Source organism: Phyllobacterium sp. YR531 (assembly GCF_000282595.1).
Classification (GTDB): Bacteria; Pseudomonadota; Alphaproteobacteria; order Rhizobiales; family Rhizobiaceae; genus Phyllobacterium.
The window spans coordinates 157,672-182,171 of record NZ_AKIZ01000016.1; the positions used below are offsets into that span (position 1 = coordinate 157,672).

Genomic DNA, 24,500 nt, shown 5'->3' on the forward strand with positions numbered 1-24,500 from the left:
TAGCGCCGATAGTCAACCTTATTGGGAGGCAACTAAGCACCACTCGCCTTTGTTAGACAAGGAGAAGAGAAATGAGCACTTGCAACGAAAGTTATGCAGAACGTGAAATCGGGTTATCCGAGCGAATTACAGCCTTTATGATTGAGCATGTACAAAAACTCTCACGCGCTGTCTTTAGCGTTCGTGCCTCAATAGTTCGCATCCGTAGGCTGCATGCGACCGAAACCGCACTTGATTCGCTGCCAGAAGGTATTCGCGAAGATATTGGCTGGCCCGACTTGTATGAGCGCCAAGTTCAGGAATGCCATGAATTGAAATACCGGTCGAATTAAATGCGTGAGCACACTGGAAAAGGGAGCAGATAACAAACTGTCTGCTCCCTTTAATATTAGTGACGCCTGCGCTTTTGCGACACAGGGACGACCACTTCCATTTAGAATAATTCTATGGTTGTATCTGAAAAAAAGCTCTAGAGACCACGCCCGCTGCCTGAACTAGCTGCTTCAGGTGCGACATGGCCTTAAAGCCAGATACGGGAACATAGGTCAACATGGATCAAGTCGGTCTCACCAAGCGCTCTTTCGTATTTTTTCTCGTCCCAAATTTCTCGATGATCGCCTTTGCGACTGCGATTGAACCTTTGCGTATTGCCAATCGCATGTTGGGTTACGAAGCCTATCGCTGGCGTCTAGCATCAGTGGATGCGAAACCCGTAACAGCATCCAATGGTGTTGAATGTGCAGCCAACTCTTCGCTGGAGGACGAGCGGCGTTATCTGACTGGTGAAGAACGCCCCTCGATGGTTTTCGTCTGTTCCGGCGTTCATGTCGAAAAATTCCAGAATAAATCTGTTTTTGCTTGGCTCCGTGAAGAGTTCAACCGAGGCGTGGCTGTCGGCGGCCTTTGTACAGGTGCACATATATTGGCTGCTGCTGGCCTACTCTCAGGTAAACGCTGTGCTATTCACTGGGAGAACTTGCCGGGGTTTGCTGAAGCATTTCCAAAAGCTGACGTATACGCCGACCTCTTCGAGGTCGATGGCAATATTTATACCTGCGCTGGCGGTACTGCCGCGCTCGATATGATGCTTAAACTCATCGGTGACGATTTTGGTGACAACATCGTCAATAGAGTGTGTGAGCAGGCGCTTACAGATCGTGTTCGCAGCCCACATGACCGTCAGCGTCTGCCATTGCGAGCGCGTCTTGGTGTGCAGAATTCAAAAGTGCTTACAATAATCGAACTGATGGAAGCACGGCTGTCCGAGCCCTTGTCCTTGATCGAAATTGCTGATCATGTCGGATTATCCCGCCGACAGATCGAACGCCTGTTTCGTCAGGAAATGGGCCGTTCTCCGGCCCGATATTATCTGGAGATTCGGCTTGATAGAGCACGGCATTTGTTGATCCAGTCTTCAATGCCCATCGTTGAAGTCGCGGTAGCATGCGGATTTGTTTCCGCATCTCATTTTTCGAAATGCTACCGCGAATTATATGGGCGCTCCCCGCAGCAGGAGCGTGCAGATCGCAAACAGCTTATGGCGGCTTGATACCGCCCTAGCGAGCCTCCCAGTCCTGCATTCGCCTCTGCCATATCCGCTCGCCTGACAAGCAATCATAGCTCTGTTTGTTTTGCGCTAGCAAAACGGGTGGAGCGGTTGGCGAACGATAAGCGGCTTTTTGTATTTCACCTTCATCTCCTGCTAACTCGAGGACAAGCTTGCGTCTCACCGCTTCGGGAAATTGATCCCAAGAGTTTACTGGGATCATAAATGCGCCTGGCCCACCAATAACGCAGTTGGTGTAGTAAACGTCGAGATCTTCAATCGCCCAATCAGAATAAAAATCTCCTCTTGTCATGAGCGGGAGACCGTTGATGGTTATGCCTTTCGCAATGGCCTGCTCTTTGGCCTCGAGGACGGGGCGTCCATTGTTATTAGCTCCATCCCCCGACACGTCTATTACTCGGCGTAACCCTTTGAAACCATTGCCATCAAATAGGCTGCTACCAAAATCGATAGCGCCTGAAATCGACGTTCTACTTTGGGTTGATGGAATTGGTTCCGCCAACAAGGAAGCAAACTTTTCAGCTGTTTCTGCGCTTTCTATAACCATCCATGGCACGATCACGCGTTGCATAGTCGAACCAGCCCATTCGACATAGGTAATTGCAACTTTGCCATGAGCACCGTCCCGAATAGCTCGGATCACATCTTTCTGTCGAAGGGCGGCAACATAACCATCCCGTTGAATTCTCTGCTCGAAACTTTGCATAGAGCGCGATGCATCGACAGCGAGAACAAGCTCAACATCAACATCCATCTCGCCAGATTGGGATCGCGCCAAGGAACTGGCCACCAGTGTCGCCAGTATCAGAAAACCTCCAAGAGCTTTCTTGCGCGATAACATTTGAAGAGTGTATCGCAAAACTCTGCAACGCAAAGTGCGTTTGGAGCTGTTCACGCTCAGTTGAATAAAAACAAAGAAAATGGCGCTGAAACAGCGCCATTTTAATTCTTTGATGGACGTTTTAGGCTTTCAGCCGTTCGTTGTCCGTATCGAACGGTGACTCCGGAATAACGGTTGCCTTATGTGTCCTGCCAAGAATTTTGATTTCCAGCTCTGTGCCCAAGGCTGAGTGTTCGGGTTTAACCATACCCAAAGCAAGGCTTTTGCCCAATCGCCAGCCATAGCCACCATGAGTAGCGCGGCCAACCAGTTGTCCTTTAAGGTAAATGGGCTCACTTCCGCGCGCATCCACGTCTGAAACTCCCGGAACATGCACTTCAAGCGTTACAAAGTTCCACTTCAATCCATCTTCCTTGGCCTTGACAACAGCGTCGCGGCCAATGAACTCGCCCTTATTGGGATGCACGAAGCGGTCGAGACCACTCTCAAAAGCGTTGTACTCAATCGACAACTCGCGAGGAATGAGGCGATAGGACTTCTCCACAGCCATGGCTGTCATCGCACGAATACCAAATGGTTTGATACCAAACTCAGCACCGGCATCCAGCAACATCTCATAAATGGCGCTTTGCTGTTCAATAGGGTGATGCAATTCCCAGCCAAGTTCACCCACGAAATTTACGCGCAAGGCATGCGCTGTAGCGGTTCCAACACTGATTTCCTTGCCGGATAACCATGGGAATGCATCGTTGGACAGATCGGCCCTGGTCAGCTTTTGCAGAACTTTTCGGCTATTTGGTCCAGCCAGAACCAAAACGCCATAAGTGGACGTTATCGGACGCAGTGATACCGAGCCGTCATCTGGCAGAAGCTTGTAGAGATAGTCATGGTCGTGATTTTCATAAGCACCTGCGGAAACCAGATAGAACTTACCTGGCACCCATTCATAAACGGTGAATTCGGAACGCACACCGCCTTCTTTCGTCAACAAATGGCACAGCGCGATGCGGCCCTGTTTTTTGGGGATGCGGTTCGCCAGGATTGAATCCAGCCATTGACGTGCACCGGGGCCAGATACTTCCATCTTGGCAAAGGCTGACATATCAAGCAGGCCAACATTGTTGGTTACGTTCTTGATTTCATTACCCACATGCTCGAAATAATTTGAACGACGGAATGACCAGACTTCCTTAACCTTGCCATCTATCGGATTTGGATGGTTGTGGTTCATCAGAACATCGGGCTTATCAAGCTTTGATACATCCAAGCCATAGTCTTTTGGTGCGAACCAGTTGGCTCGCTCCCAACCATAGACAGTGCCAAACACGGCACCGAGGTCCTTTTGACGGTCATAGGTTGGCGAACGCTTCAGCGGACGGGCGGCGCCACGCTCTTCGTCTGGATAGTGAACCGAAAAGACTTCCGCATAGGCTTCTTCGTTCTTCTCCTTCAGATACCCTTCCGTTGCATAAGGACCAAAACGGCGAGGATCGACGCCCATCATATCAATGGATGGCTCACCCTCAACAATCCACTCAGCCAATTGCCAGCCCGCACCGCCAGCCGCAGTAACACCAAAAGAGTGACCTTCATTGAGCCAGAAATTCTTCAGGCGCGGGGCTGGTCCGATGATCGGTGAGCCATCCGGCGTATAAGCAATCGCGCCATTATAGACTTTCTTGATACCCACTTCACCAAAGGCGGGAACACGGGCAATCGCTGTTTCAATATAAGGCTCAAGCCGATCCAGATCTTCCTGGAAAAGTTCGTACTCACTGCCGTCCGATGGCCCATCGACATAGCAAACAGGAGCGCCGCGCTCGTAAGGTCCGAGCAATAGTCCCCCATTTTCCTCTCGCATATACCATGAGCTGTCACTTTCACGCAGAACCCCCATTTCCGGAAGGCCTTTCGCTTTACGTTCAACGATAGCGGGATGCGGTTCCGTGACGATGTACTGGTGTTCGACCGGAATGACCGGCACATCGAGCCCCACCATTTTGCCGGTCTTACGTGCAAAATTGCCGGTAGCTGAAACTACGTGATCGGCTGTAATATCGCCCTTATCTGTCTTGACCAGCCATTTACCTGTCGGCAGTTGATCAATGCCAAGTACGGTCGTGTAACGATAAATTGTCGCGCCACGGTCGCGAGCGCCCTTGGCTAGTGCCTGCGTCAAATCTGCGGGTTGAATATAACCATCTTCCGGGTGCTGAATCGCGCCAAGAATGCCGTCAATCTCTGCAAGTGGCCAAATTTCCTTGACCTGTTCGGGAGTCAGCAGTTTGACCGGAACGCCAATCGTTTCAGCGACACCCGCATAGTACATGTACTCGTCCCAGCGATCTTTGGTGCGAGCAAGACGAATATTGCTGCAATTTGTGAAACCGACATTCATGCCAGTTTCTTCCTGCAGTTCCTGATAGAATTTGACTGAGTATTTATGAATCTGACCGACGGAATAGCTCATGTTGAATAGAGGCAACAAACCAGCAGCATGCCAGGTCGAGCCGGATGTCAGCTCTTTTCGTTCAATCAGAACAACATCGCTCCAGCCTTTTTTTGCCAAGTGGTAGAGTGTAGAAACACCCACCACACCACCGCCGATAACGACAACACGTGCCTCAGTCTTCATTTCGTAATATCCTTTGGTATCGATCGATGGTTAGAACAGCGTCTGCGAATTTCGTGCACTATGCCGTTCAGCAAGCCTCTTGCTAAGGCCTGTTTGCGACATGGCCAAAACATGCCGCGACGCATGGTAGACACTGATCTATTCGACTAAAAAACACGAAGATTATCTGTCTAATTTAACGCAATATCGATAAGTGCAGGCTAATCATGAAGCTCGATTACCGATCTAGCTGAAACGGAAGCAAATGGCAGACGCGATAATTGGCAGCAAAAAACCGGCTTCGTGGCTTTTTTCACCATTGAGCTTGCTCATTTTCGTCCTTCTGGTTCTGTGTATTCTTCTGAGCTTGCCACTCACTATTCCGATTGGCCCCATGTACTGGGACACATATATATACTTGGATGCAGCGCAAAGGCTCAAACTTGGCCAAATTCCCGCGGTAGATTTTTCAGCCCCGGTTGGTGCTTTGGAATATTATCAATTCTACTGGCTGCAAACGCTTTTTCCGGGCGGGCAACCGACATTGTTGGCACAATGGTCAGTACTTATTTCTTCTGCCCCGCTAATGGCAGCAGTTGTTGCTATCATCGAAAAAGATAATCGCAAGACAGCAATAGCAATTCTGGTACCATTCCTGATCTTTGCACTCTGTCCGATGAACACCCAGACATTCCACTCATATCCAGGAGTAAGCGGGTTTGGCATTTATAACCGGCATACGTCACTACTTCTTTATGTATTAACGAGCGCCCTGATATTCTTGCCTAGAGGCCGCTCTCTGGCCATCGTAGCCGCCCTGACAATGCTGGCGCTGTTCTTCACCAAAATCACTGGTTTTCTCGCTGGTGGGTTGATTGGCCTCTACGCAGTAATTGCAGGCCGCTTCTTATTACGCCACCTGCTTTTAGCGCTTGCCGTTTTCGTTATCATCCTCGCCGGATTCGAGCTCAATAATGGTATGGTATCGGCCTATATGGCAAACATCATCACCCTCGTCAGTTTGAATGAGGGCTTGTTAATTCCACGCTTTCTTACAGTATTTTCAATCAAGCTCGACGTTATGTTAGCTGCTGCAAGTTTGATCTTCTTCTTGTTTTGGCTCGATCGTTCTGATCATTCGACGTGGCGAAAAGACAAGTTTTATCTCGATAGGGATTGGCTGTGGGCAGGCGTTATAATGGTTGCTGGGACTTTCCTGGAAACACAAAACACCGGTAGTCAGGAATTCATTTTCATTTGGCCGGTCTTACTGGCTGTATTGTACAAGACAACAGCTATGAATGAGATACATCGCCTTATAGTTTACTGTCTCGTTGCCCTTACAATCATTCCAACGACGACGAAGGTTGTGCACGGCACTTTGCGTTTCATCGCCGTTGCCCCTCATTATGTCTCTGCTCCGGTCAGCGATATCAAGACAATGGGGCTCGTTTCGACGCGGGCAGATATAATGGAACGAGTACTTCTCTTGGAAAACCATTATATTCAGAACGCCGAGACCTATCGACAATTGGCTGTAGCGGGGCAGTTACCGAGCTGGCGTCTATACGCAGAACTTGATTATCAAATGTTCTGGCTGTTATCGCTCGACAATGCCGTGAAAGCGATCAAGCAGTTTGAATCTGATAATAACATTCGCCTCAACAGCCTTATGAACCTAGACTTTACCGACCCCTTCCCGTGGATATTGGACCGGGATGCGACGCGCCATATTCAGATTGGCGCGGATCCGTTCCGAACGGTAGAGAGGCTTACTCCAGTCGTGGAGGCTTCTGTTCGCGCGACAGACGGTGTTTTACGCCCAACTTGCCCGATAACAACGGCGCGCCGCTATCTGCAAGATATATATGCAAAAGCACTGGACGACCGCACAGTTGTCAAACTCAATGATTGTTGGGATTTATTGCTCAGGCCAGACTTAAAAGCTGTAAAATGATAGACGGATAAGCCGGAGCAAACCGGCTTATCCGAAATAATAAGATAAGCTACTTCACTTGAGCTTTCACAAAGTCTTTTACTATCCGCACGATGCCACGTGAAAGAACTTCATCAAGCGCCTTTATAAACGCATCAACATGCTCTTGTCCGCAAATGAGCGGAGGCTCGAGACGCACCACGTTGCGATTGTACTCCGTAAAGGCGACCAACACACCATGGTCGCGTAGCAGGTGACTTCCGATAAAGCCCGGAAGCGACCCTTTCAGCTTGTCGTCAAGGACTGCAAGAACCGGACGTAATACCATAGGAACAGTTTTGGAGAAATCATGGAACTCAAGACCGACCATCAGGCCTTTGCCGCGCACATCCTTTATCATTCCTGCATGTTTTGCTTTAAGTTCCCCCAACTTACCGAGTAGGTATTCACCGATTTCCGCCGAGTTATCAATCAGATGCTCATCATAGAGAATATTGATTGCTTCTATGGATGTCACACATGCTTCACCGATACCGCCGAAAGTCGCCATGGCGTGGATCATCGCAGTCTTCGGCGTACCGTAGGCTTTCATGTAGACTTCACGCCGAGCAATCATTGCCCCCACCGCAGCTTTGCCGCCTCCAAGCGACTTTGCCAAGGCAGTAACATCCGGCACGACACCGGCGTGTTCAAAAGCGTAGAATTTACCCGAGCGCCCAAATCCGCACTGAACTTCGTCGGCAACCCACAGTACACCATACTGATCACAAAGCGCCCGCAATTTCTGCCAATATTCATTAGGCGCTTGAATAATTCCACCGCCGCCTTGAATGGTTTCAAGGACAACAACGCCGATCTCAGGATCTGACTTGAACACGCTCTCAATCGCGTTAATGTCGCCAAAAGGCACGCGGATCGTGTTGTCGACCAATTTGAAATCGCCCCGGTAAAGCGAGCCGTCTGTAATTGAGAGAACGCCCTTGGTCTTGCCGTGGAAAGAATTTTCAGCGTAGACAATTTTGGGCTTTTTCGGACCTGCTGCGCGCTCGGCTACCTTGATCGCAGCTTCCATCGCTTCTGAACCTGAGGAGCCGAGGAACACCATATCCAAATCGCCGGGTGAACATGCTGCCAAATTATGGGCAAGGGCGCTGGCATATTGCGACATGAAGGCGATTGCGATTTCCTGACGCTTCTCATCTTGAAATTTCTTCCGCGCCTCCACAATCCTTGGATGATTATGGCCGAAAGCAAGCGATCCGAATCCCCCGAAGAAATCGAGAATTGCCCGCCCATTCTGGTCGTAATAGTACATGCCATCTGCTCGCTCGATTTTCACTTTGTGAAAACCCAACAGTTTCATGAAGTGCAACTGTCCTGGATTGAGATGCTTTGTAAAAATTTCCGTCATCCGCGGCAAAGTCATTGCCTTCGCATCGTCCACCGATAGCAAATCGGGCCGGATCGTCGGCGCGGTGGTTTTTGTCATTTCTTGAACCTTGTTCATCGCCGTTCCCCGTTTAGTGCGCTGCCGATGGCGCTACCTTGCCTTCTTTAACAAGCCGATACTCTTTATAGGCCGCAATCAGCATGTCTTCGTCCCGGTGCTTCGGTATCCAACCCAACTGCCGCTCTGCTTTCGACACATCAAGCACGCACATTTCATCCGCTATCAGATACTGCTCTGGATCCATGATTGGCATGTTAATCACATCAAAAAGATCAAGCGTGCGTTTCACTGCCCAAGCCGGAGTTGGCAGAAGCAAGGATTTTGAACCAGCAAATTTAACCAGATCGCCCAAGAGTTTGCGTACAGGCGGCGGATTAAGCGAACCGAGATTGTAGGCCTCATTCGGAACGCCTGCTTTCCAGCCCGCATAAGCTGCATCTGCACAATCGAACACAGAAATGAACTGGTAAGGGTTTTTACCGGAACCGATCATTGGGACAGGCAGATTATAATCAACCAATTTGAAGAGCTTTTCCAAAATACCCAATCTGCCGGGGCCGATAATCAGGCGCGGGCGAAACAGAGATATATTCATTCCACGCTTGCGCCACTCTGCTGCCAGTTCTTCGGTTTTCCACTTCGACAAACCATATTCGCCCAGTGGCGCAGCTGGATGCTCTTCAGTTTGTGGCCAAACATATGTGTGGCCATAAATCATGTCTGTCGTGTAATGCACCAGCTTGCTGGCACCTGCATCGTCTAGCGCTTTGATGATGTTTTCGGTTCCGTAATAGTTCACTGGAAAGAAGAAGTCGTGGCGTTTCGCTCTGACCTGCAGCGGTGATAACATCTTGGCGGACAGGTTGTAGACCATGTCATCAGGCTTGATACCGACATTCGCTATTGCTGCAGGTTCAGTAACATCACATTCCGTGAAATGAACATCGCCATAATGTGTAAGATTGCTTTTGACGATGTCCGCAACAATTACTTCCTCCCCTTCGGCCGCAAGCTTGGGTGCTAGATGCCGCCCGACAAATCCATCCCCACCAAAAATAATATGTCTCATCTTTTAAGGTCCACTTATGACGGTGTGTTCAAGGTTGTTGGGGTCGAAGGACCAGTAGCGGAGCTATCGCCATGGCCACTTTGAGCAATCAGGATGGTGCCAATCATGATAAAGGCGATCCCACCAATTTTGTAAATCCCGAGCTCTTCCTTGAAAAGCGCCCAAGCGACAAGCGCCACAACAACGTAAGCCAGACTGAGGAATGGGTAGGCAAATGACAGGTCAACCTTGGAGAGCACGAAAAGATGTGATGCCATGGAGATTACAAACATGAAAAGACCGGCAAATACCCATGGATTGAAGACGATCTGAAATACACGCTGTATGATCGTGTCAGCACTAAAACTTATCGGGCCCAAATTGATCATTCCGTATTTCAGAAGAACCTGTGCAGCCGCATTTGTCATCACCGTAAACAGGATAAACGGTATATACTTAGTCATTGAGATTGCCCCTTGAATTCTCCGATAAATACCAACCCCTGTCTTAAGAAGCCCCCAAACGAGTTGGTAAAATTTAACACTTCCATCACACTGATCCCGCCAAAGCAGTTCGTCGCCAGAAATTCGAATTGATTGCAGGGTCACGCTCTTGCTCAAGCTTTGTCCAATTCGGGTAACCGGCCTTAAAAGCTTCAGCGCTCATGCGTTGATCTTTATAAGGATTCACCCTACCCCCATTCATTATCGTCATTCGATCCAATTCCCCCAGCAATGCGAGCGTGCGTGCTCCGCGATTTGGAAAGTCCACAGTCAGTGTGTAGCCTGCGTGTGGAAACGATAAGCTTCCTGGTGATTTTATATCGCCGAAACGTTTCAGCACCGTAAGAAATGAACTTTGTCCAGCTTCCCGTGTTACCTTTAACATTTGTGGAATAATTGCTTGGGCTGCTTTCTCGGGAAGAAGACTTTGATGTTGATAGAGGCCCGCTCGGCCGTAAAGCCTGTTCCAATTGGACACCCGATCCAACGGATAAAAGAAGCTTTCATAATTGCTGAGGTGGGGTTGCTGCTTGCGGCCTTTGAGATGGTAGTAAGCCGCATTGAAAAGCTTTAGACTAGGATAATTGAGTGCTGAGATCGGTAGCTCGAAAGGAACGCCCAGTCGACCAGCTTTTGTTCTGACAGCAAAATTTCCGTTATCGGAATGATTACCGCTTATAAGAACGCCTCTTCCTGCATAGGTACCGGAACCAATTTGATCCACCCATGCTACAGCATATTCGTTATCTTCATCCACTTCCTCTGCAAGAGAAAAATACTCATCAAGATCGCCAAACGGTTGGATTCGCTCAACTATATCAAGTGAGCCGACTTTCATGAGTTGAATCGTTGCCTCAAGGATGATTCCAGTAAGACCCATTCCACCTATTGTTGCTTTAAAGAGCATTGGGTTTGAGACAGGTGAGCACTCAATCACCAGACCATCGGATTTTAGAAGCTCAAATCTTTTGACATGACAGCCAAAAGTTCCGCGACGATGATGGTTTTTACCGTGCACATCATTTGCGATCGCGCCTCCGAGTGTCACGAAACGTGTACCCGGCGTGACTGGCAGAAAATAGCCGTGCTCCGCTCCAATGGCTATCATTTCGGAAAGCAAAATCCCTGTTTTAGCAGTGAGAAGGCCAGTCGCGGAGTCGAACGAAACGAGTTCGTCGCTGCCGCGCATAACGACCAATGTACCTAGGTCGTTATGACACGTGTCTCCGTAAGATTTGCCATTGCCAAAGGCTAGAAAACTTCCTGGATTTGGAAATGGTCCAGTGAAGATTTCGCGAACTTCCTCAAGCGTGATAGCGGAACGTTGACGCCGCTCAATCAAACCAAAACTGTTGTAACTGTCGGTCACGAGCGCATGCCGCCATAAAGCAGAAGCACCGCTCCGATGGCTATAACGACCTGACTGCGCCAATCCGTGATAATGAAAACAACTGGGTCGTCATGCATTTCACCGCGGTAAGCTAATATCCAGATGCGAATATTGAGATAAAGCACAATGGGGCAGAGGGGCCAGATCATCCAAGGATAGGCATACAAGCTCACAACCGCGTCACTGTCGACGTACAGCGCAAGAACGAGGGCCGCGGCGAACGCCGACGCAACGCCGCATTGCGCAATTATTTCCCGATCCGCAGGGCGATAGCCTCTTCCAGCTATACGGTTATTATCATCAGCGACAGAGTTTTGCAGCTCGACGTAACGTTTGACGAGGGCCAGCGATAGAAAGAAAAAAGACGAAAACGCCAGCAACCAAAACGAGCCTTCAATTTGATTGGCCGCAGTACCCGCTAGAATTCGTAATGTATAAAGACCAGCCAACGTCAAAACGTCTATCAGAAGCATACGCTTGATCGAAAGTGAATAAGCTGTTGTTGCGATAAGATAGCCAATGAGTACAACGCCAAATGTCCAATGCAATTGTACCGCAAGCAACGCCGCGATCAGAATAAGCGACACCGAAACTAAAAGACCGAAACGTATAGAAAAAACCCCGCTGGCGAAAGCACGGTTCTTTTTACGAACATGCTGTCGGTCCAACGGCAGATCAAACAGATCGTTGATAATATAGATTGCCGAGGCAGCCGCGGAAAATGCAAAAAATGCGATGACAGAATTAAAGAGTATCGGCCATTCCGTGAGCTGATGGTCCAGAGTAGCAGGAACAAAAATTAGCGTATTCTTCATCCATTGATGAACACGGAGCATTTTCAGAAAGGTTTTGAGGTTGGTTTTTGGTGCTTCAAACAGTTTTGCAGAATGTGCTTGTTGCCATTTACGCGCTGCCCTGTCGGGGGCGACCACAATGACCTCACTTGCTGCCTTGAAAACAGGCACATCGGCGCGGCTGTTGCCCGCATAAGCAAACTTCACATCACCATAAGTTTCCAGCAGAAAGGCAGTCTTGTGAGCCGTCAGATTACGGCTATCGTCCGTTGCATAGACCGCATCGAATATCCCCAAATATGCGGCGATACTGTCGGCAAACCTACGTGCCGAACCGGTGGCAAGAACGAGTCTGCGCCCTTGATCACGTTGCTGCCTCAGATATTCAATAAACTCATGCCGATAAGGTAGCGTTGCAGGATCAACAACAACCCGAAGAGATATCTGGTGTTTGAGATTGGCTTTGCCCTTGAGTAACCACATGGGCATAACAAAAATGTACAGCATATTCTTCTTCAGCAGCTGAAAAGCACTTTCCCAAAGAAGATCAGTCGCTATCAACGTACCATCAAGGTCTACCACCAAGTCCAGAACTTTGTTACCAGAACGAGAATCCACCACAACAAATCCCTAAAGTTCTGCACCGATCGGTCAGTATTACATTATTTATCAGTGCAGGGCTTACTGGAAAAGAAGAAATGAAGAATGAACGTATTCTCATCGACATTATTGCTAATACTGAAAGTAATAACCACAGTAAACCAACCATTAAAAAACCGGCTGGAAAAACCAGCCGGTTGATAGCGTCACAGATTAGAAAGTCGCAATACTTATTTGATTGTAGCCTTACCGCCTTTGATTTCCACAGTCTCGCCACCAGTAAGTGCTTCACGATCGCCATTTGAGAACGTGACAAAACAACCATTGCTGCAAAATTCCACGGTTTCGCCTGCACCGACTTGGAGTTCCGTCTTGCTGGAACCTTCGGTGACGACGATTGTCTGAGCAGATGCATCGCCGTTTGTAACACTGGCAGCAAACGCTGAACCGGCAGAGATGGCACTCATAAGAATAGCAACAGCAAACTTTTTCATATCCGCTCCGGTGTCGCCACCGCCCCTGTTATCAAGGGCCAAATCTGCCCTTTTCATAAACAGTTATAGCGGTAACAAACTGAACGGCAACTGAACACCTCGTTATTTTGCCTTCATTTAACCAAAGTCTATTCGGATTTGGGTTTTGGCTTCTTTGTATCCGCAGCGATTTCAGCTTTGATTCGGCTTGTCAAAGCTTCGATCAGAACATCTGCCTCTTCCAGATTGAGCTTCACATCGCGTGCAGGATAAGGAATTTCTATACCCTCCTCTGCAAATCGATCAATTATTGCGAAGCGAATGTCATTTTGGACCGTTCCCGAATTTGAAAGATCGGCAAGATGAACACGCAGTTCAAAATCCATTGTGGAAGATGTCAGGGCTTTGAAAGCAATAAACGGTTCGGGGTTCTTGAGAACTAAAGGCTGCGACCGTGCGATCTCCATCAGCACATCATAGACGCGCTTGGGATCTGATTTGTAGGAGACACCAACGGGTATTTCGACGCGGCCAAGCTTGTTGCGGTGAGTCCAATTGCCAACGTTACCGTTGATGAACGATGAATTTGGAATGATAATGGACTGACGTTGGAAGGTTTCCACCTCAGTCGCGCGCACACTGATCTTCTTTACTATACCACCAACACCCGCTGTCTCGATCCAATCTCCTACCTTGAACGGGCGCTCTGCCAGAAGAATAAGGCCGGATACGAAATTGGATACGATTGCCTGCATACCAAAACCGATACCCAATGAAAGACCACCGGCCACCAGAGCAAGACTTGAAAGGTTAATGCCTGCGGCTGAGATGCCGATAACTCCGGCTACGCCAAGGCCGAGATAACCGACTGCAGTACGGATGGAGTTGCGCACGCCTGAATCGAGCTTGCCTCGAGCCATGACTTTCGTATCAAGCCAGCCCTGGAACCATCGCGTAAATGCATAAAACAATGCAAAAAGCAGAATACCGATGGCAATAGCAACAAGCGAAATATTAACTGAGCCGATCTGAAAGCCGATAGCGACATTGAGAAACCATGCCGTCATTTCGCTCCATTGAAAACCCCAAAGCAGCAATATGACCGGTATGCCGAGCAAAAGGACAAAGACGTAGATGACAATACTGGCAACGAGGCCAAGCTGATCCAGCGTTGTTTCATCCATCCCAAAGCGGGTTTGGATTGCTCGCCCAAACACCGTCCCCGACAGCGCATTTTCATCCGATACAGCACGTGCTGTAAGGAAGCCAAGGTACATGGTGACAACAACCGCGCCATTGATCACCACTTGCTGGGACACAAAGCGGGCAAGCCCAATGTAACCAAGTAATGCTGCTACCACAGGGACCAAAGCTATCACATAAAGAGAAAATCTTATCGTCTTCGGCCATGGCTTTACCTTGCCGGTTTCCTGGTCTTCCAAAGGCTTTAGCAAGGCGATGGAAAAGATTAGCAGGCCAACTAAAATTGTAGCGAAAAGGCTTTTGGCAACCGTCAGCGACAAAGGCGATGTTGCAATCTGGTTGATTGTATCAGCCAGATAATCAAGACCCGTGATCGTTGCCGTGGCCGTTATCAGTACCATCAGTATCCGGCCAGGCCGAGGAGCAACCCGCACAAGCCGCCAGTTGGGAGCACCAGGACAAATAACTGCCTGCGCGAGCGCGTGAACAAAATAAACAATCCCGATAACGCTGAACAATGTGTAGAATAGCGAAGCAATGTCCGCTCTCAGCACTTTAAAATAGTCTAGAAAGAAATAGGTCGTGGCCAAAAAGACAACCACCGTCAGCGAACGCATAAGCGTGGACCAGAAGGCGACGGCCAATCGGCTGAGGTAGGATGGTGCGTCCACTGAGGCATCACGCAGATAAAGGTGTCCTAGCGCACGTTGCCCTCCAATGAGCAGAACCAGCGCTGCTACTGCGGCCATCGCAGCAGCTGCAAGCATCGATTGCCATTTAAACGCGATAACGAAGCGCCACCATGAGGATATGCGTTGGTTCATGGTTTGCAGTTCGCGGCCGTACGCGTCTGCAACCTCGCTTCCGAGTGAATAGTTTATATCTACGCGTTGAGACAAAGTGTTCGCAAAAAGCTCACGCCGGGCATCGCCAATAGCATCAACCATCTTGTTGACGGCAATAAGTTGATCTTCGGTTTCCCCCAGAACAGCATTAATTTCAGCTTTTTCAGTTGTAAGCCTTGTTCTTTCATCCGTAACAATCTGCGCTTCGGCTGGTTGTCCTTGCGCTGGCGGCTGTCCTAATTGCTCGAGCCGCGAGTTGATCTCAGTGAGGCGTGGGCGGAAGGATACACCAATTTCAAGAAGCTTCTTCGCCGTCCCTTCCAGATCAAGACGCAGGTCGGCCAAGGCCGCATCTGCGTCTGCCTTGTCCTTGAACTTTTGCTGATACGCGCTGATTTGTTTCTTCAGATCGTCGATGACTGGGCGTTGTTCGGCAACTATCCCAGAGGTAACAACAGGAGCGGCCGGTTGAGCGGGAGTCTGCGCGCTCGTCGGCTGCATCTGCATTGCGACGATAAAAAATAGTGCCAAGGCTAGAATAAACTGCCGAAATGAAGAAATCACTGGTTCAAATCCATGTAAGGAGAGTTTCGTAGTCGACTTGCCCGCTCATCTCGGCACAATCAAGGCGCGATCAAGAAAACCGGGTCGGTTCAATGACAGTGATCGCCGCTATACTGATGATTATGCCCGCCTGACAATAGCATATTGTTAACAGGGCTGTTCATGTCTTTGCAAAAGGCTACATATCCTGTCTTCTGTTTGCACACGATTCACGCCACCATCGCATCGCAAAATCATCGATTCGCTTATCGGACAGTAACACCATGATTATCAAATGCCCCTATTGTGGTCCGCGCGACGTTATTGAGTTTACCTATCAAGGTGATGCAACTCGAACGAGACCAAATCCGGCATCGACCGACCAAGATACATGGAATGCTTATGTTTATGATCGGTCCAATCCTGCAAAATCCCATCGGGAGTTTTGGCTGCATGGGGGTGGCTGCCGTCAGCACCTGGTGGTTACACGCGATATTTCAACTCATATAATTTCGTCAGTTGTGTATGCACGTGACTACATTCATGCGGGTGGCAAATAATGACCAGTTGGCGTCTCCCAAATGGAGGGCGTATCGAACGCGCCAAATCTGTTGGATTCACTTTTGACGGGAAAGTCTACAGGGGACATCAGGGCGATACGCTTGCCTCGGCATTGCTTGCCAGCGGGATCACGCTTTTTGGCCGTTCTTTCAAGTATCACCGCCCTCGCGGGGTGTTAGCAGCAGGCAGTGATGAGCCCAACGCACTTGTTACGATCATTTCTGGCGACGTGCGTGAGCCTAACGTACGCGCCACTGAGTTAGAGATTTACGATGGTCTTATCGTTCAGAGCCAGAACCGTTTTCCGTCGCTTGAACATGATCTTATGGCCGTCAATCAACTGGCAGGCCCGCTTCTCTCGGCTGGCTTCTACTATAAAACATTTATGGGACCAGCAATTGGTCCGCTGAAGAGCACGCGCTTCTGGATGTTCTGTGAAAAATTCATAAGGCGCGCTGCGGGGCTTGGTAAGGCAGGCACCGTTGCAGATCCAGACCGCTACGAACGCATGAATGCGTTCTGTGATGTTCTGGTAGTGGGCAGCGGTCCGGCAGGGCTTATTGCAGCTGAAGCCGCCGCGGCAACTGGAGCACGCGTGATCGTTGCCGAGGAGCGCCCGGTAGCCGGGGGCTCCTTACTGGCATCGGGCGAAACTTTCGACGGGCGCAACCCAGCAGTATGGGCTCGCGAAAAAGTGGACGCGCTTGCCAGCCTTCCGAATGTTCGTTTTCTCACCCGCACTTCTGTCTGGGGATATTACGATGGCAACATATTAACTGCCGTCGAGCACGTATCCGATCACAAGCCAAATCGGACCAGAGGTCAGCCCAGACAACGTCACTGGGTGATCCGCACGGGTAAAACCATTCTCGCAACAGGCGCTTTTGAACGTCCTATCGTCTTTCCTGGCAATGACTGCCCCGGCGTGATGCTTGCCGATGCTGTGCGTCGCTTTGCAGTGGAATATGGTGTCGGCGCAGGCAAAAACGTTACTTTCTTTACCAACAATGACAGCGCCTACGATGCGGCACGTGCCTTATCAATGGCTGGCGTTAATATCAGCGCGATCATTGATGTTCGCTCAGACGTTTCAGGAACTTGCAACGATATAGCCAATGTGATTGGTGCTGAGTTGCTGCTGGGATCAGCTGTTACGGGCACCCATGCCGGCAAAACTCTGAGCTCAATCACCGTTCAGCATTTCAATGCGGAAACCGGACGGATATCCGGCGCTCCACGTGAAATCAAAACCGACTGTCTGGGTGTGTCTGGAGGCTGGTCACCGGCCATCCACCTTGCAAGCCAAGCAGGAGGAAAGCCGGAATGGGACGAGGATCTGCAAGCCTTCCTCGCACCCGAGGCTAATCAGAATTGGGTGGTTACCGGTTCAGCTGCCGGATACATGGATACGGTAAGCGTTCTCTCGGATGCTGCCACCAAAGGGTCGGCCAATAGCAGACTTATTTTGCCAACTATAGAGGCATCCATGCTGGATAGCTCTCCAGCGCCAATCTTTGAGATCGAGCCCGCGGGGAAATCACAAAAAGCTTTTGTCGACTTTCAGCACGATGTGACTGCAAGTGATATTCGTCTCGCCTATCGCGAGGGCTTTCATTCGGTCGAGCATCTTAAGCGCTACACAACTCTTGGTATGGCAACGGACCAAGGCAAGACTTCCAACGTGCCTGGCCTAGCAATTATGGCCGATATACGTGGCATCTCAATTCCTGAGGCTGGCACTACCCGGTTTCGCGCGCCTTTCACACCCGTATCCATGGGAGTCATTGCTGGAGAGCGTTATGGCGATCTTCGCCCTCACCGGTTGACGCCAATGCATGATTGGCACATTGCGAACGGTGCCAAGACTTATGAGGCCGGGCTTTGGCATCGTCCTATGATCTATGGCAGCCCCGGCGAGACGATTGAACAAGCTTATACGCGTGAAGCACGCGCAGTGCGTGAAAGCGTTGGTATCGTTGATGTGTCCACATTGGGCAAGATCGATATTCAGGGGCCAGACGCCGCAGAATTTCTCGACCGCGTCTATACCAATATGTTTTCTACCCTGCCCGTCGGAAAGGCACGTTATGGCCTGATGCTGCGTGAAGACGGCATTGTTTTTGACGACGGCACTACGTGGCGCCTGACCGAAACTCAATTTTTAATGACAACCACGACGGCGAATGCCGGACCAGTCATGCAACATCTCGAGTATTATCTCGATTGTGTCTGGCCGGATTTGCGGGTGCACCTGACATCAGTGACGGATGTTTGGGCTGGAGCCGCCATTTCTGGCCCCAAATCGCGAGCTGTTCTCGAAACATGCGTTACTGGCACTAAGGTAGACAATACGACCTTGCCTTTTATGGGCATTGTCCATGGCCGAATTGACGATATTCCCGTTATGGTTTGCCGCCTCTCCTTTTCCGGCGAGATTGCTTATGAAGTCTACACCGGTGCGGGATATGGAACACAGCTTTGGGAAGCATTGATCGCTGCAGGCAAACAATTCAACATAATTCCCTACGGGCTAGAGGCACTCGGCACTTTGCGTATTGAGAAAGGCCATGTAACTGGGGCCGAAATTGATGGGCGCACCACAGCGCATGATCTTCACCTTGACTGGATGCTTTCCAAAAAAAAGGCCTATGTTGGTTCAGCGATGATTAATCGGGCAGGCCTTAAGGATGAACACCGTTTGTCATTGGTCGGTCTGATCTCATTAGACAACCAGTCTATCAACGGCGGCAGCCATATAGTGTCGGACAAAACACCTCGCGAGCCTGCGGACAGCTTTGGTCATGTAACCGCTGCATGCTACTCCCCCGCGCTCGGAAAATACATCGGATTGGCGTTGGTCAAACATGGAACATCGATGATCGGCAAACGGGCCTTCGCCACCGACCTCCTACGCGATAAGCATGGAGCGGTGGAAATCGTCAGCCACCATATGTTCGACAAGGACGGGAGCCGAATGCATGGCTGATCTTCAATCACCACTCGGCGTTACATTTATCCCGGGAAACCATGGCAACGCTGCGGGCGGTACTGGTGTAACACTGCAAGAGCGAAAAGGCATTTCTCTTGTCCAAGTGACAGCCTGGAACAATACAATTTCAACGGTGCTGACTGCGATTGGCAGCGCAACCGGCGTCATAATTCAGAACACGCCCGGCAGCGGTCGTGTGGCGGGCGAGAAATCTGTTTTCGGCTTTGCCCCCGGGCGCTTCATGGTTGTTGGAGCCACGCCCGATCTTGAACAGCGTTTGCGTGCTGCGATTTCAACCGATCTTGGTACAGTCATTGCACTAACGCATGGTCGTACGATTTTCCGTATAAGTGGGGAGCAGGTAGAATGGGTACTGGCAAAATTATTTGCCATCGACTTTTCCGAACACGCATTTCCCGTTGGGGCTGGTCGGGCAACATTACATCATGATATCCATGCATTAATCCAACGAATAGACTCTCAGACCTTTGATATCTACGTGTTCCGCACATTTGCACGCTCGTTCTGGTTAACACTGGGTCATGCAGCAGAAGAGGTTGGCTATCTGGTAGAATAGCTTATTTGAATGCGAAGAGGTCTTCGTCCGGATCGCCAGTGCCGGTTATCAGGCCGCGTACAAGCTGAGATGCAACCATTGAAAAGGTAATTCCATTGCCACCATATCCGAGAATGGCGTAGCACCGATCCATACCAGGGATAGCACCTATGGAAGGCAAACCCGTCGAACTTGAGCCAAAACTTCCCGCCCAGGCATAATCGGCCTCTGCAGTAATCTTGGGGAACATCCTTTTGAGCTTTTTCAGGATAGAATTGGTTTTTGATTTAAGCTTGGCGTCCCGCTTTTCCTCATTCTCAAATTCCTCGTCCTCGCCTCCAACTATTATTCGACCATCTTGTGTCGTTCGCATGTAAAGGTAAGGGTCGGAAGCTTCCCAGATAAGGCAGCGCTCAGGCCAAAGCTTATCGCGTTGTGGTGCTGTCGCCAGTGCCCATGTCGAAATGATCTTGTGGCCTTTTTTCGGCACATAATCGGGTAGCTCATAACCCGTGGCTGATACGAGATATTTGGAGCGGATTTTCCGCCCATCCTTGGTTATCGCCAATACATCTCGCGATCTCGGCTCGACAAAAGTAACCTCCACTGGAGCATAAATACGGGCCCCGCGATCAATTGCCTTATTCAGATATCCAAGTGCAAGCTTGCGGGGATTGGCTTCGATGTTGTTGAAGCTCATTAAAGCCGCCGTGCGATCTATGCCAAATCTTGATTGAAGATCGTCGTTAGAAAGGAATCTCGTCTCAAAACCAGCACGTTGACGCGCAAGTAATTCCTTCTGCAATCCCTTCTCGTCCAGTACATCACCAGCAATATAAAGTGAATCCCTATCTTTCATTTCGCACGAGATGCCTAAATCTTTCGTTCGCTCCCGCAGCGCATCCACTGCTAGCTTGGAACGTCGCCAAGCGCGCTCGGCATTATTCAGCCCAATATGTTTTGCCAAATGATGTAACGGCATATCAATTTCAAATTGCAACAGTGCAGTACTTGCAGGCGTAGACCCCATCACAGGCTTTCGTCGATCAAATATTGCCACGCTGTAGCCCGCTTCAGTCAGTCCCTCAGCCACCAACGCTCCACTGATCCCGGCGCCGAGAATAGCTACATCGACGCTAATGTCATCCATCAACGCATCAAACTTTATACCAGTTGCAGCCTTTCCCAGCCAAATTGGCTGTCCGGTTCTCAAATTCCGATGTTGTGTTGTCATGAAGTTTCCAAATCGAAGGCAGTGACGCTCCGAAACGGTCAGAATGCAGCTTCGTTCCCTAGTCCAATGCGGTTTTGGATGCTTTGCCTGCTACATAAACCTCAGCGATACTGCGGTCATCCCCCATGGTCTGCAATAACATCAACTCCTCCACGAGCGTTTCGACTGTCTCCATGCGGACACGCATGGCAGCTGTGGCACCGGCATTGAGAACAACACAGTCAGCCTCAGCTCCCTGCTTGAATGATCCGATGACATTATCGAGAGATAAGGCTCGGGCATTGCCAAGTGTCACTTGATAGAAAGATCTTAGCGGATGATATCGTTGGCCTTGGATATTCAAGATTTTGTACCCTTCATCAAGGGTGCGCAGCATGGAATAGGACGTTCCTCCGCCAATGTCCGTGGCAATTGCGTTTCTAACATTGGACTTTGTTAATCGACCAAGGTCAAACAAGCCGCTTCCTATGAAGAGATTTGACGTTGGACAAAAGACTGCAACGGATTTGCTATCAGCAATTGAACCAATCTCTGCATCAGTCAAATGGATGCAATGACCAAGCAGCGTTTTTGAGCCCAACAAACCATAATGTTCATAGACGTGGGTGTAATCGCGACTCCATGGGAAAAGTTCTGCCACGAAAGCGATTTCCGCGGGGTTTTCACCCAGATGTGTTTGAACATGCAATTGCGGAAACTCGTGCACCAGTGTGCCGCTCATTTCCAATTGCTCAGGCGTCGATGTAGGCGCGAACCTTGGCGTTATCGCGTAAAGCTGTCTTCCTTTGCCATGCCATTTCTGGACAAGCGCCTTACTGTCCTCATAGCCCGATTGCGGTGTATCAAGCAGATTGGGCGGTGCATTGCGATCCATCATTACTTTACCGGCAATCATCCGCATGTTGCGTTTATGCGATTCTGTAAAAAATGCATCGACTGAAGCTTTATGAACCGAGCAATATGCCGCTGCAGTTGTAGTGCCGTGTCGGATCAGTTCATCAAAGAAAGCTGAAGCAATCCGCTCCGGATGTCCCTGATTGGAAAACTTCTGCTCTTCGACAAACGTGTACTTGTCCAGCCACTCTAAAAGTGCGCCTGCGTAGGAACCCACGACCTGCATCTGCGGATAATGAATATGGCAATCGATGAACCCAGGCATTATGAGGTGAGGACGATGATCAATCACCTCGACATTACGGCCCTCGCCTAACCGGAGAGCCTCATAACTGTCCATGGCAACAATCTTGCCATCCCGAATTAACAAGGCACCCTCTTCGATATAGGTAAATGCTTCTGAGCTGGCATCCCCCTCTAGAGGCTCATCGTGAAAACTCAGAACACGCCCGCGTAGTAATGTCTCAGTCATGGGCCGGCTTGCTCAACTGTCCATCTCGATACCACGCAACAATTTGCGCACGTTCTTCATTTGTAATCCTCGTAAGATTACCCGGTGGCATCGCATGGCTAACTCCGGCCTGAATGTAAATTTCGTTGGCATGGGTAGCAATTAACTCGGCTGTATCAAGACGGATACCCTTCGGTGGCATTAAAATGCCATCCCAAGACGGCTCTGCAGCATGGCACATCGAGCAACGCCCCATAACAGTATCTCGAACTTGCTCAAAATTTCGTGCTGCAAGAAAAGGTTGGGCAGCGCCGGAAACCTTTTCTTCTCCCGTCAGGACCTTGGGAACAGTCGATAGCCAAATGATAATTATGAAAAGAATAGTGGTGATTAACCATGTCCAATGCGGATTGCCTTTGCCGGCATGCTGGGAGTTGAAGTAGTGACGGATAAGAACCCCCATGATGAAAATCAGAGCTGCAATAATCCAGTTAAATTGGGTGGAGTGTGCAAGCGGATAATGGTTTGACAGCATCAGGAATATAACCGGAAGCGTCAGATAATTGTTATGCGTAGAGCGCTGTTTTGCCTGCTTTCCAAGTTTGGGATCTGGAGTTTTTCCAGCGATTAAATCCGCAACAACGATCTTCTGATTGGGAATGATCAGAAGAAAAACATTGCCAGACATAATAGTCGCGGTGAATGCACCAAGGTGAAGAAACGCAGCACGCCCGGTAAAAAGATGGGTGTAGCTCCACGCCATAAAAACGATCACCCCGTAAAGGATAATCATCAGTGCAGTATCATTGGATGCGAGTGGCGATCTGCATAGCAGGTCATAAACCAACCAACCAATCGCAAGCGATACGATAGATATTACGATCGCGGTAGGCGTCGAAACGTCCAGAACGTTAGGGTCGACCAAATAGAGATCTGCACCAGCATAATAGACAATGCAAAGGAGCGTGAATCCGGAAAGCCAGGTAGCGTAGGATTCCCACTTAAACCAGATCAAGTGCTCCGGCATGTTGGGCGGTGCGACCATATATTTCTGGATATGATAAAAACCTCCGCCATGGACCTGCCACTCCTCACCATTCACCCCTTTGGGCAAGTTAGTGTGTCGACGCAGTCCAAGATCAAGAGCGATAAAATAAAACGATGACCCTATCCATGCAATGGCTGTAATGACGTGCAACCAGCGGGCAGCAAAACTTAGCCATTCCCAGAAAATCAGATAATCCATCGACGCCCCACATGATATACGCCGTTACAATGCGGTCGTTCGCATGGTGATGCAACTGGTCCCGTTATCTGGAGTCGTGGAAAATAATACCTAATGTGTTTCGCACGCCGCTGCGCAAGCGACTCACACCATGACGCATATTGACGCGATAATATCCACGCGCTCCTTTTACTGGTCGCTGACTTACCGGAAAGACTACCGCATCACCCTGTCGAAGCGGAACTACCTCAATCCGAGATTGCATCCGTGGGCGTTGTTCTGTGAGAACAAACTCACCCCCAGTGAAATCATCCCATGGCTGCGATAAGAGAATAGCAACCTGCAGCGGAAACACGTGTTCTCCATAAACGTCCTGATGAAGGCAATTATAGTCTCCTTCCTCATACTGCAGAAGCAGCGGCGTCGGTCGGTCCTGCCCTGCCAAATGGCATCTTTCAAGAAAGCTTACATGATCGTCGGGATAACGCACATCAATCCCCATCAACTCATTCCAACGGTTTGCGAGTTTCGCCAGTGGCGGATAAAACGCAGAGCGCAGGTTCTGGATAATATCTGGTAAGGGATAGCTGTAATATTTGTATTCGCCGCGACCAAAGCCGTGTCTCGCCATGACAATACGTTTTCGGAATTGATCATCCTTTGTATAACCAGCAGCAATCCTCTGGCATTCTGCTTCAGACAATAATCCGGGCATTACTGCGCAACCAAAATCATTCAACTCGGTTGTTAGAAACGTCCAATCGATAGGGTTATAAATTTTGG

At 49.6% G+C, this 24,500-nt stretch carries 19 protein-coding genes; 6 read left to right on the top strand and 13 right to left on the bottom strand.

Annotated features, from left to right (window positions below):
- Positions 1 to 71: 71 nt before the first annotated feature.
- Both PMI41_RS07895 and PMI41_RS07900 read left to right on the top strand, forming a co-directional pair.
- Entirely contained in the window at positions 72 to 332 is a 261-nt protein-coding gene (locus PMI41_RS07895) for a hypothetical protein (RefSeq protein ID WP_008123532.1), read from the top strand.
- Positions 333 to 550: 218 nt separating this feature from the next.
- Positions 551 to 1,549, top strand: coding sequence for a GlxA family transcriptional regulator (locus tag PMI41_RS07900; protein WP_008123533.1), 999 nt, complete (start codon positions 551 to 553; stop codon positions 1,547 to 1,549).
- 7 nt (positions 1,550 to 1,556) lie between these two features.
- Here the strand turns inward: PMI41_RS07900 and PMI41_RS07905 are convergent, their stop codons facing one another.
- Both PMI41_RS07905 and PMI41_RS07910 read right to left on the bottom strand, forming a co-directional pair.
- Complete coding sequence (locus PMI41_RS07905; RefSeq protein WP_008123534.1) at positions 1,557 to 2,408, bottom strand: DUF1194 domain-containing protein; 852 nt, start codon at positions 2,406 to 2,408, stop codon at positions 1,557 to 1,559.
- Positions 2,409 to 2,529: 121 nt separating this feature from the next.
- The gene (locus PMI41_RS07910; protein ID WP_008123535.1) at positions 2,530 to 5,043 is read right to left on the bottom strand and encodes an FAD-dependent oxidoreductase; all 2,514 of its coding nucleotides are present in this window, start codon (positions 5,041 to 5,043) and stop codon (positions 2,530 to 2,532) included.
- Between the two features lie 244 nt (positions 5,044 to 5,287).
- On the opposite strand from PMI41_RS07910, the gene PMI41_RS07915 reads away from it, so the two are divergent.
- Positions 5,288 to 6,979: a hypothetical protein gene (locus PMI41_RS07915; RefSeq protein WP_008123536.1), complete on the top strand. Its 1,692-nt coding sequence runs from the start codon at positions 5,288 to 5,290 to the stop codon at positions 6,977 to 6,979.
- Positions 6,980 to 7,028: 49 nt separating this feature from the next.
- Here PMI41_RS07915 and PMI41_RS07920 read toward each other — a convergent pair whose 3' ends face one another.
- From PMI41_RS07920 to PMI41_RS07950, 7 genes are all read right to left on the bottom strand, one after another.
- Positions 7,029 to 8,465 (bottom strand): aspartate aminotransferase family protein, encoded by a 1,437-nt coding sequence (locus tag PMI41_RS07920; RefSeq protein WP_008123541.1) that lies wholly within the window; start codon positions 8,463 to 8,465, stop codon positions 7,029 to 7,031.
- Between the two features lie 13 nt (positions 8,466 to 8,478).
- On the bottom strand, positions 8,479 to 9,477 hold the full coding sequence (locus tag PMI41_RS07925; RefSeq protein ID WP_008123544.1) for an NAD(P)-dependent oxidoreductase: 999 nt from the start codon (positions 9,475 to 9,477) through the stop codon (positions 8,479 to 8,481).
- A 14-nt stretch (positions 9,478 to 9,491) separates the two neighbouring features.
- The gene (locus PMI41_RS07930) at positions 9,492 to 9,920 is read right to left on the bottom strand and encodes an EamA family transporter (protein WP_008123546.1); all 429 of its coding nucleotides are present in this window, start codon (positions 9,918 to 9,920) and stop codon (positions 9,492 to 9,494) included.
- 85 nt (positions 9,921 to 10,005) lie between these two features.
- Complete coding sequence (locus PMI41_RS07935; RefSeq protein ID WP_008123548.1) at positions 10,006 to 11,328, bottom strand: FAD-binding oxidoreductase; 1,323 nt, start codon at positions 11,326 to 11,328, stop codon at positions 10,006 to 10,008.
- Complete coding sequence (locus tag PMI41_RS07940; RefSeq protein WP_040854128.1) at positions 11,325 to 12,761, bottom strand: UbiA family prenyltransferase; 1,437 nt, start codon at positions 12,759 to 12,761, stop codon at positions 11,325 to 11,327. Before PMI41_RS07940 ends, PMI41_RS07935 begins: the two co-directional genes overlap by 4 nt.
- 212 nt (positions 12,762 to 12,973) lie before the next feature.
- Positions 12,974 to 13,237, bottom strand: coding sequence for a hypothetical protein (locus tag PMI41_RS07945; RefSeq protein WP_008123552.1), 264 nt, complete (start codon positions 13,235 to 13,237; stop codon positions 12,974 to 12,976).
- Positions 13,238 to 13,365: 128 nt separating this feature from the next.
- Complete coding sequence (locus tag PMI41_RS07950) at positions 13,366 to 15,828, bottom strand: mechanosensitive ion channel family protein (protein ID WP_008123553.1); 2,463 nt, start codon at positions 15,826 to 15,828, stop codon at positions 13,366 to 13,368.
- A 263-nt stretch (positions 15,829 to 16,091) separates the two neighbouring features.
- Here PMI41_RS07950 and PMI41_RS07955 point away from each other — a divergent pair, with 263 nt between their 5' ends.
- Genes PMI41_RS07955 through PMI41_RS07965 form a run of 3 tightly spaced genes read left to right on the top strand, consistent with a single transcriptional unit; the run spans position 16,092 to position 19,934 of the window.
- Positions 16,092 to 16,367 (top strand): sarcosine oxidase subunit delta, encoded by a 276-nt coding sequence (locus PMI41_RS07955; protein ID WP_008123554.1) that lies wholly within the window; start codon positions 16,092 to 16,094, stop codon positions 16,365 to 16,367.
- Positions 16,367 to 19,354: a sarcosine oxidase subunit alpha family protein gene (locus tag PMI41_RS07960; RefSeq protein WP_008123555.1), complete on the top strand. Its 2,988-nt coding sequence runs from the start codon at positions 16,367 to 16,369 to the stop codon at positions 19,352 to 19,354. The genes PMI41_RS07955 and PMI41_RS07960 overlap by 1 nt, the downstream gene beginning before the upstream one ends.
- The gene (locus PMI41_RS07965; protein WP_008123556.1) at positions 19,347 to 19,934 is read left to right on the top strand and encodes a sarcosine oxidase subunit gamma family protein; all 588 of its coding nucleotides are present in this window, start codon (positions 19,347 to 19,349) and stop codon (positions 19,932 to 19,934) included. The genes PMI41_RS07960 and PMI41_RS07965 overlap by 8 nt, the downstream gene beginning before the upstream one ends.
- A gap of 1 nt (position 19,935) precedes the next feature.
- Here the strand turns inward: PMI41_RS07965 and PMI41_RS07970 are convergent, their stop codons facing one another.
- From PMI41_RS07970 to PMI41_RS07985, 4 genes are all read right to left on the bottom strand, one after another.
- A complete protein-coding gene (locus PMI41_RS07970) occupies positions 19,936 to 21,147 on the bottom strand; it encodes an FAD-dependent oxidoreductase (RefSeq protein ID WP_008123557.1) in 1,212 nt (403 codons plus the stop codon).
- A 58-nt stretch (positions 21,148 to 21,205) separates the two neighbouring features.
- Positions 21,206 to 22,513 carry a guanine deaminase gene (guaD, locus tag PMI41_RS07975; protein ID WP_008123558.1) on the bottom strand — a complete coding sequence of 436 codons (1,308 nt, stop codon included), beginning with the start codon at positions 22,511 to 22,513 and terminating at the stop codon, positions 21,206 to 21,208.
- Complete coding sequence (locus PMI41_RS07980; protein WP_008123559.1) at positions 22,506 to 23,738, bottom strand: urate hydroxylase PuuD; 1,233 nt, start codon at positions 23,736 to 23,738, stop codon at positions 22,506 to 22,508. The genes guaD and PMI41_RS07980 overlap by 8 nt, the downstream gene beginning before the upstream one ends.
- 64 nt (positions 23,739 to 23,802) lie before the next feature.
- The gene (locus PMI41_RS07985; RefSeq protein ID WP_081497121.1) at positions 23,803 to 24,432 is read right to left on the bottom strand and encodes a 2OG-Fe(II) oxygenase; all 630 of its coding nucleotides are present in this window, start codon (positions 24,430 to 24,432) and stop codon (positions 23,803 to 23,805) included.
- Positions 24,433 to 24,500: the final 68 nt, after the last annotated feature.

What these genes read in the sequence shown, in the direction of transcription:
- PMI41_RS07915 (WP_008123536.1), top strand. Translation starts at nt 5,288, where the DNA reads ATGGCAGACGCGATAATTGGCAGCAAAAAACCGGCTTCGTGGCTTTTT.
- PMI41_RS07960 (WP_008123555.1), top strand. Translation starts at nt 16,367, where the DNA reads ATGACCAGTTGGCGTCTCCCAAATGGAGGGCGTATCGAACGCGCCAAA.
- PMI41_RS07920 (WP_008123541.1), bottom strand. Translation starts at nt 8,465, where the DNA reads ATGAACAAGGTTCAAGAAATGACAAAAACCACCGCGCCGACGATCCGG.
- PMI41_RS07955 (WP_008123554.1), top strand. Translation starts at nt 16,092, where the DNA reads ATGATTATCAAATGCCCCTATTGTGGTCCGCGCGACGTTATTGAGTTT.
- PMI41_RS07980 (WP_008123559.1), bottom strand. Translation starts at nt 23,738, where the DNA reads ATGGATTATCTGATTTTCTGGGAATGGCTAAGTTTTGCTGCCCGCTGG.
- PMI41_RS07895 (WP_008123532.1), top strand. Translation starts at nt 72, where the DNA reads ATGAGCACTTGCAACGAAAGTTATGCAGAACGTGAAATCGGGTTATCC.
- PMI41_RS07925 (WP_008123544.1), bottom strand. Translation starts at nt 9,477, where the DNA reads ATGAGACATATTATTTTTGGTGGGGATGGATTTGTCGGGCGGCATCTA.
- PMI41_RS07945 (WP_008123552.1), bottom strand. Translation starts at nt 13,237, where the DNA reads ATGAAAAAGTTTGCTGTTGCTATTCTTATGAGTGCCATCTCTGCCGGT.
- guaD (WP_008123558.1), bottom strand. Translation starts at nt 22,513, where the DNA reads ATGACTGAGACATTACTACGCGGGCGTGTTCTGAGTTTTCACGATGAG.
- PMI41_RS07985 (WP_081497121.1), bottom strand. Translation starts at nt 24,432, where the DNA reads ATGCCCGGATTATTGTCTGAAGCAGAATGCCAGAGGATTGCTGCTGGT.
- PMI41_RS07930 (WP_008123546.1), bottom strand. Translation starts at nt 9,920, where the DNA reads ATGACTAAGTATATACCGTTTATCCTGTTTACGGTGATGACAAATGCG.
- PMI41_RS07965 (WP_008123556.1), top strand. Translation starts at nt 19,347, where the DNA reads ATGGCTGATCTTCAATCACCACTCGGCGTTACATTTATCCCGGGAAAC.
- PMI41_RS07910 (WP_008123535.1), bottom strand. Translation starts at nt 5,043, where the DNA reads ATGAAGACTGAGGCACGTGTTGTCGTTATCGGCGGTGGTGTGGTGGGT.
- PMI41_RS07900 (WP_008123533.1), top strand. Translation starts at nt 551, where the DNA reads ATGGATCAAGTCGGTCTCACCAAGCGCTCTTTCGTATTTTTTCTCGTC.
- PMI41_RS07905 (WP_008123534.1), bottom strand. Translation starts at nt 2,408, where the DNA reads ATGTTATCGCGCAAGAAAGCTCTTGGAGGTTTTCTGATACTGGCGACA.
- PMI41_RS07970 (WP_008123557.1), bottom strand. Translation starts at nt 21,147, where the DNA reads ATGACAACACAACATCGGAATTTGAGAACCGGACAGCCAATTTGGCTG.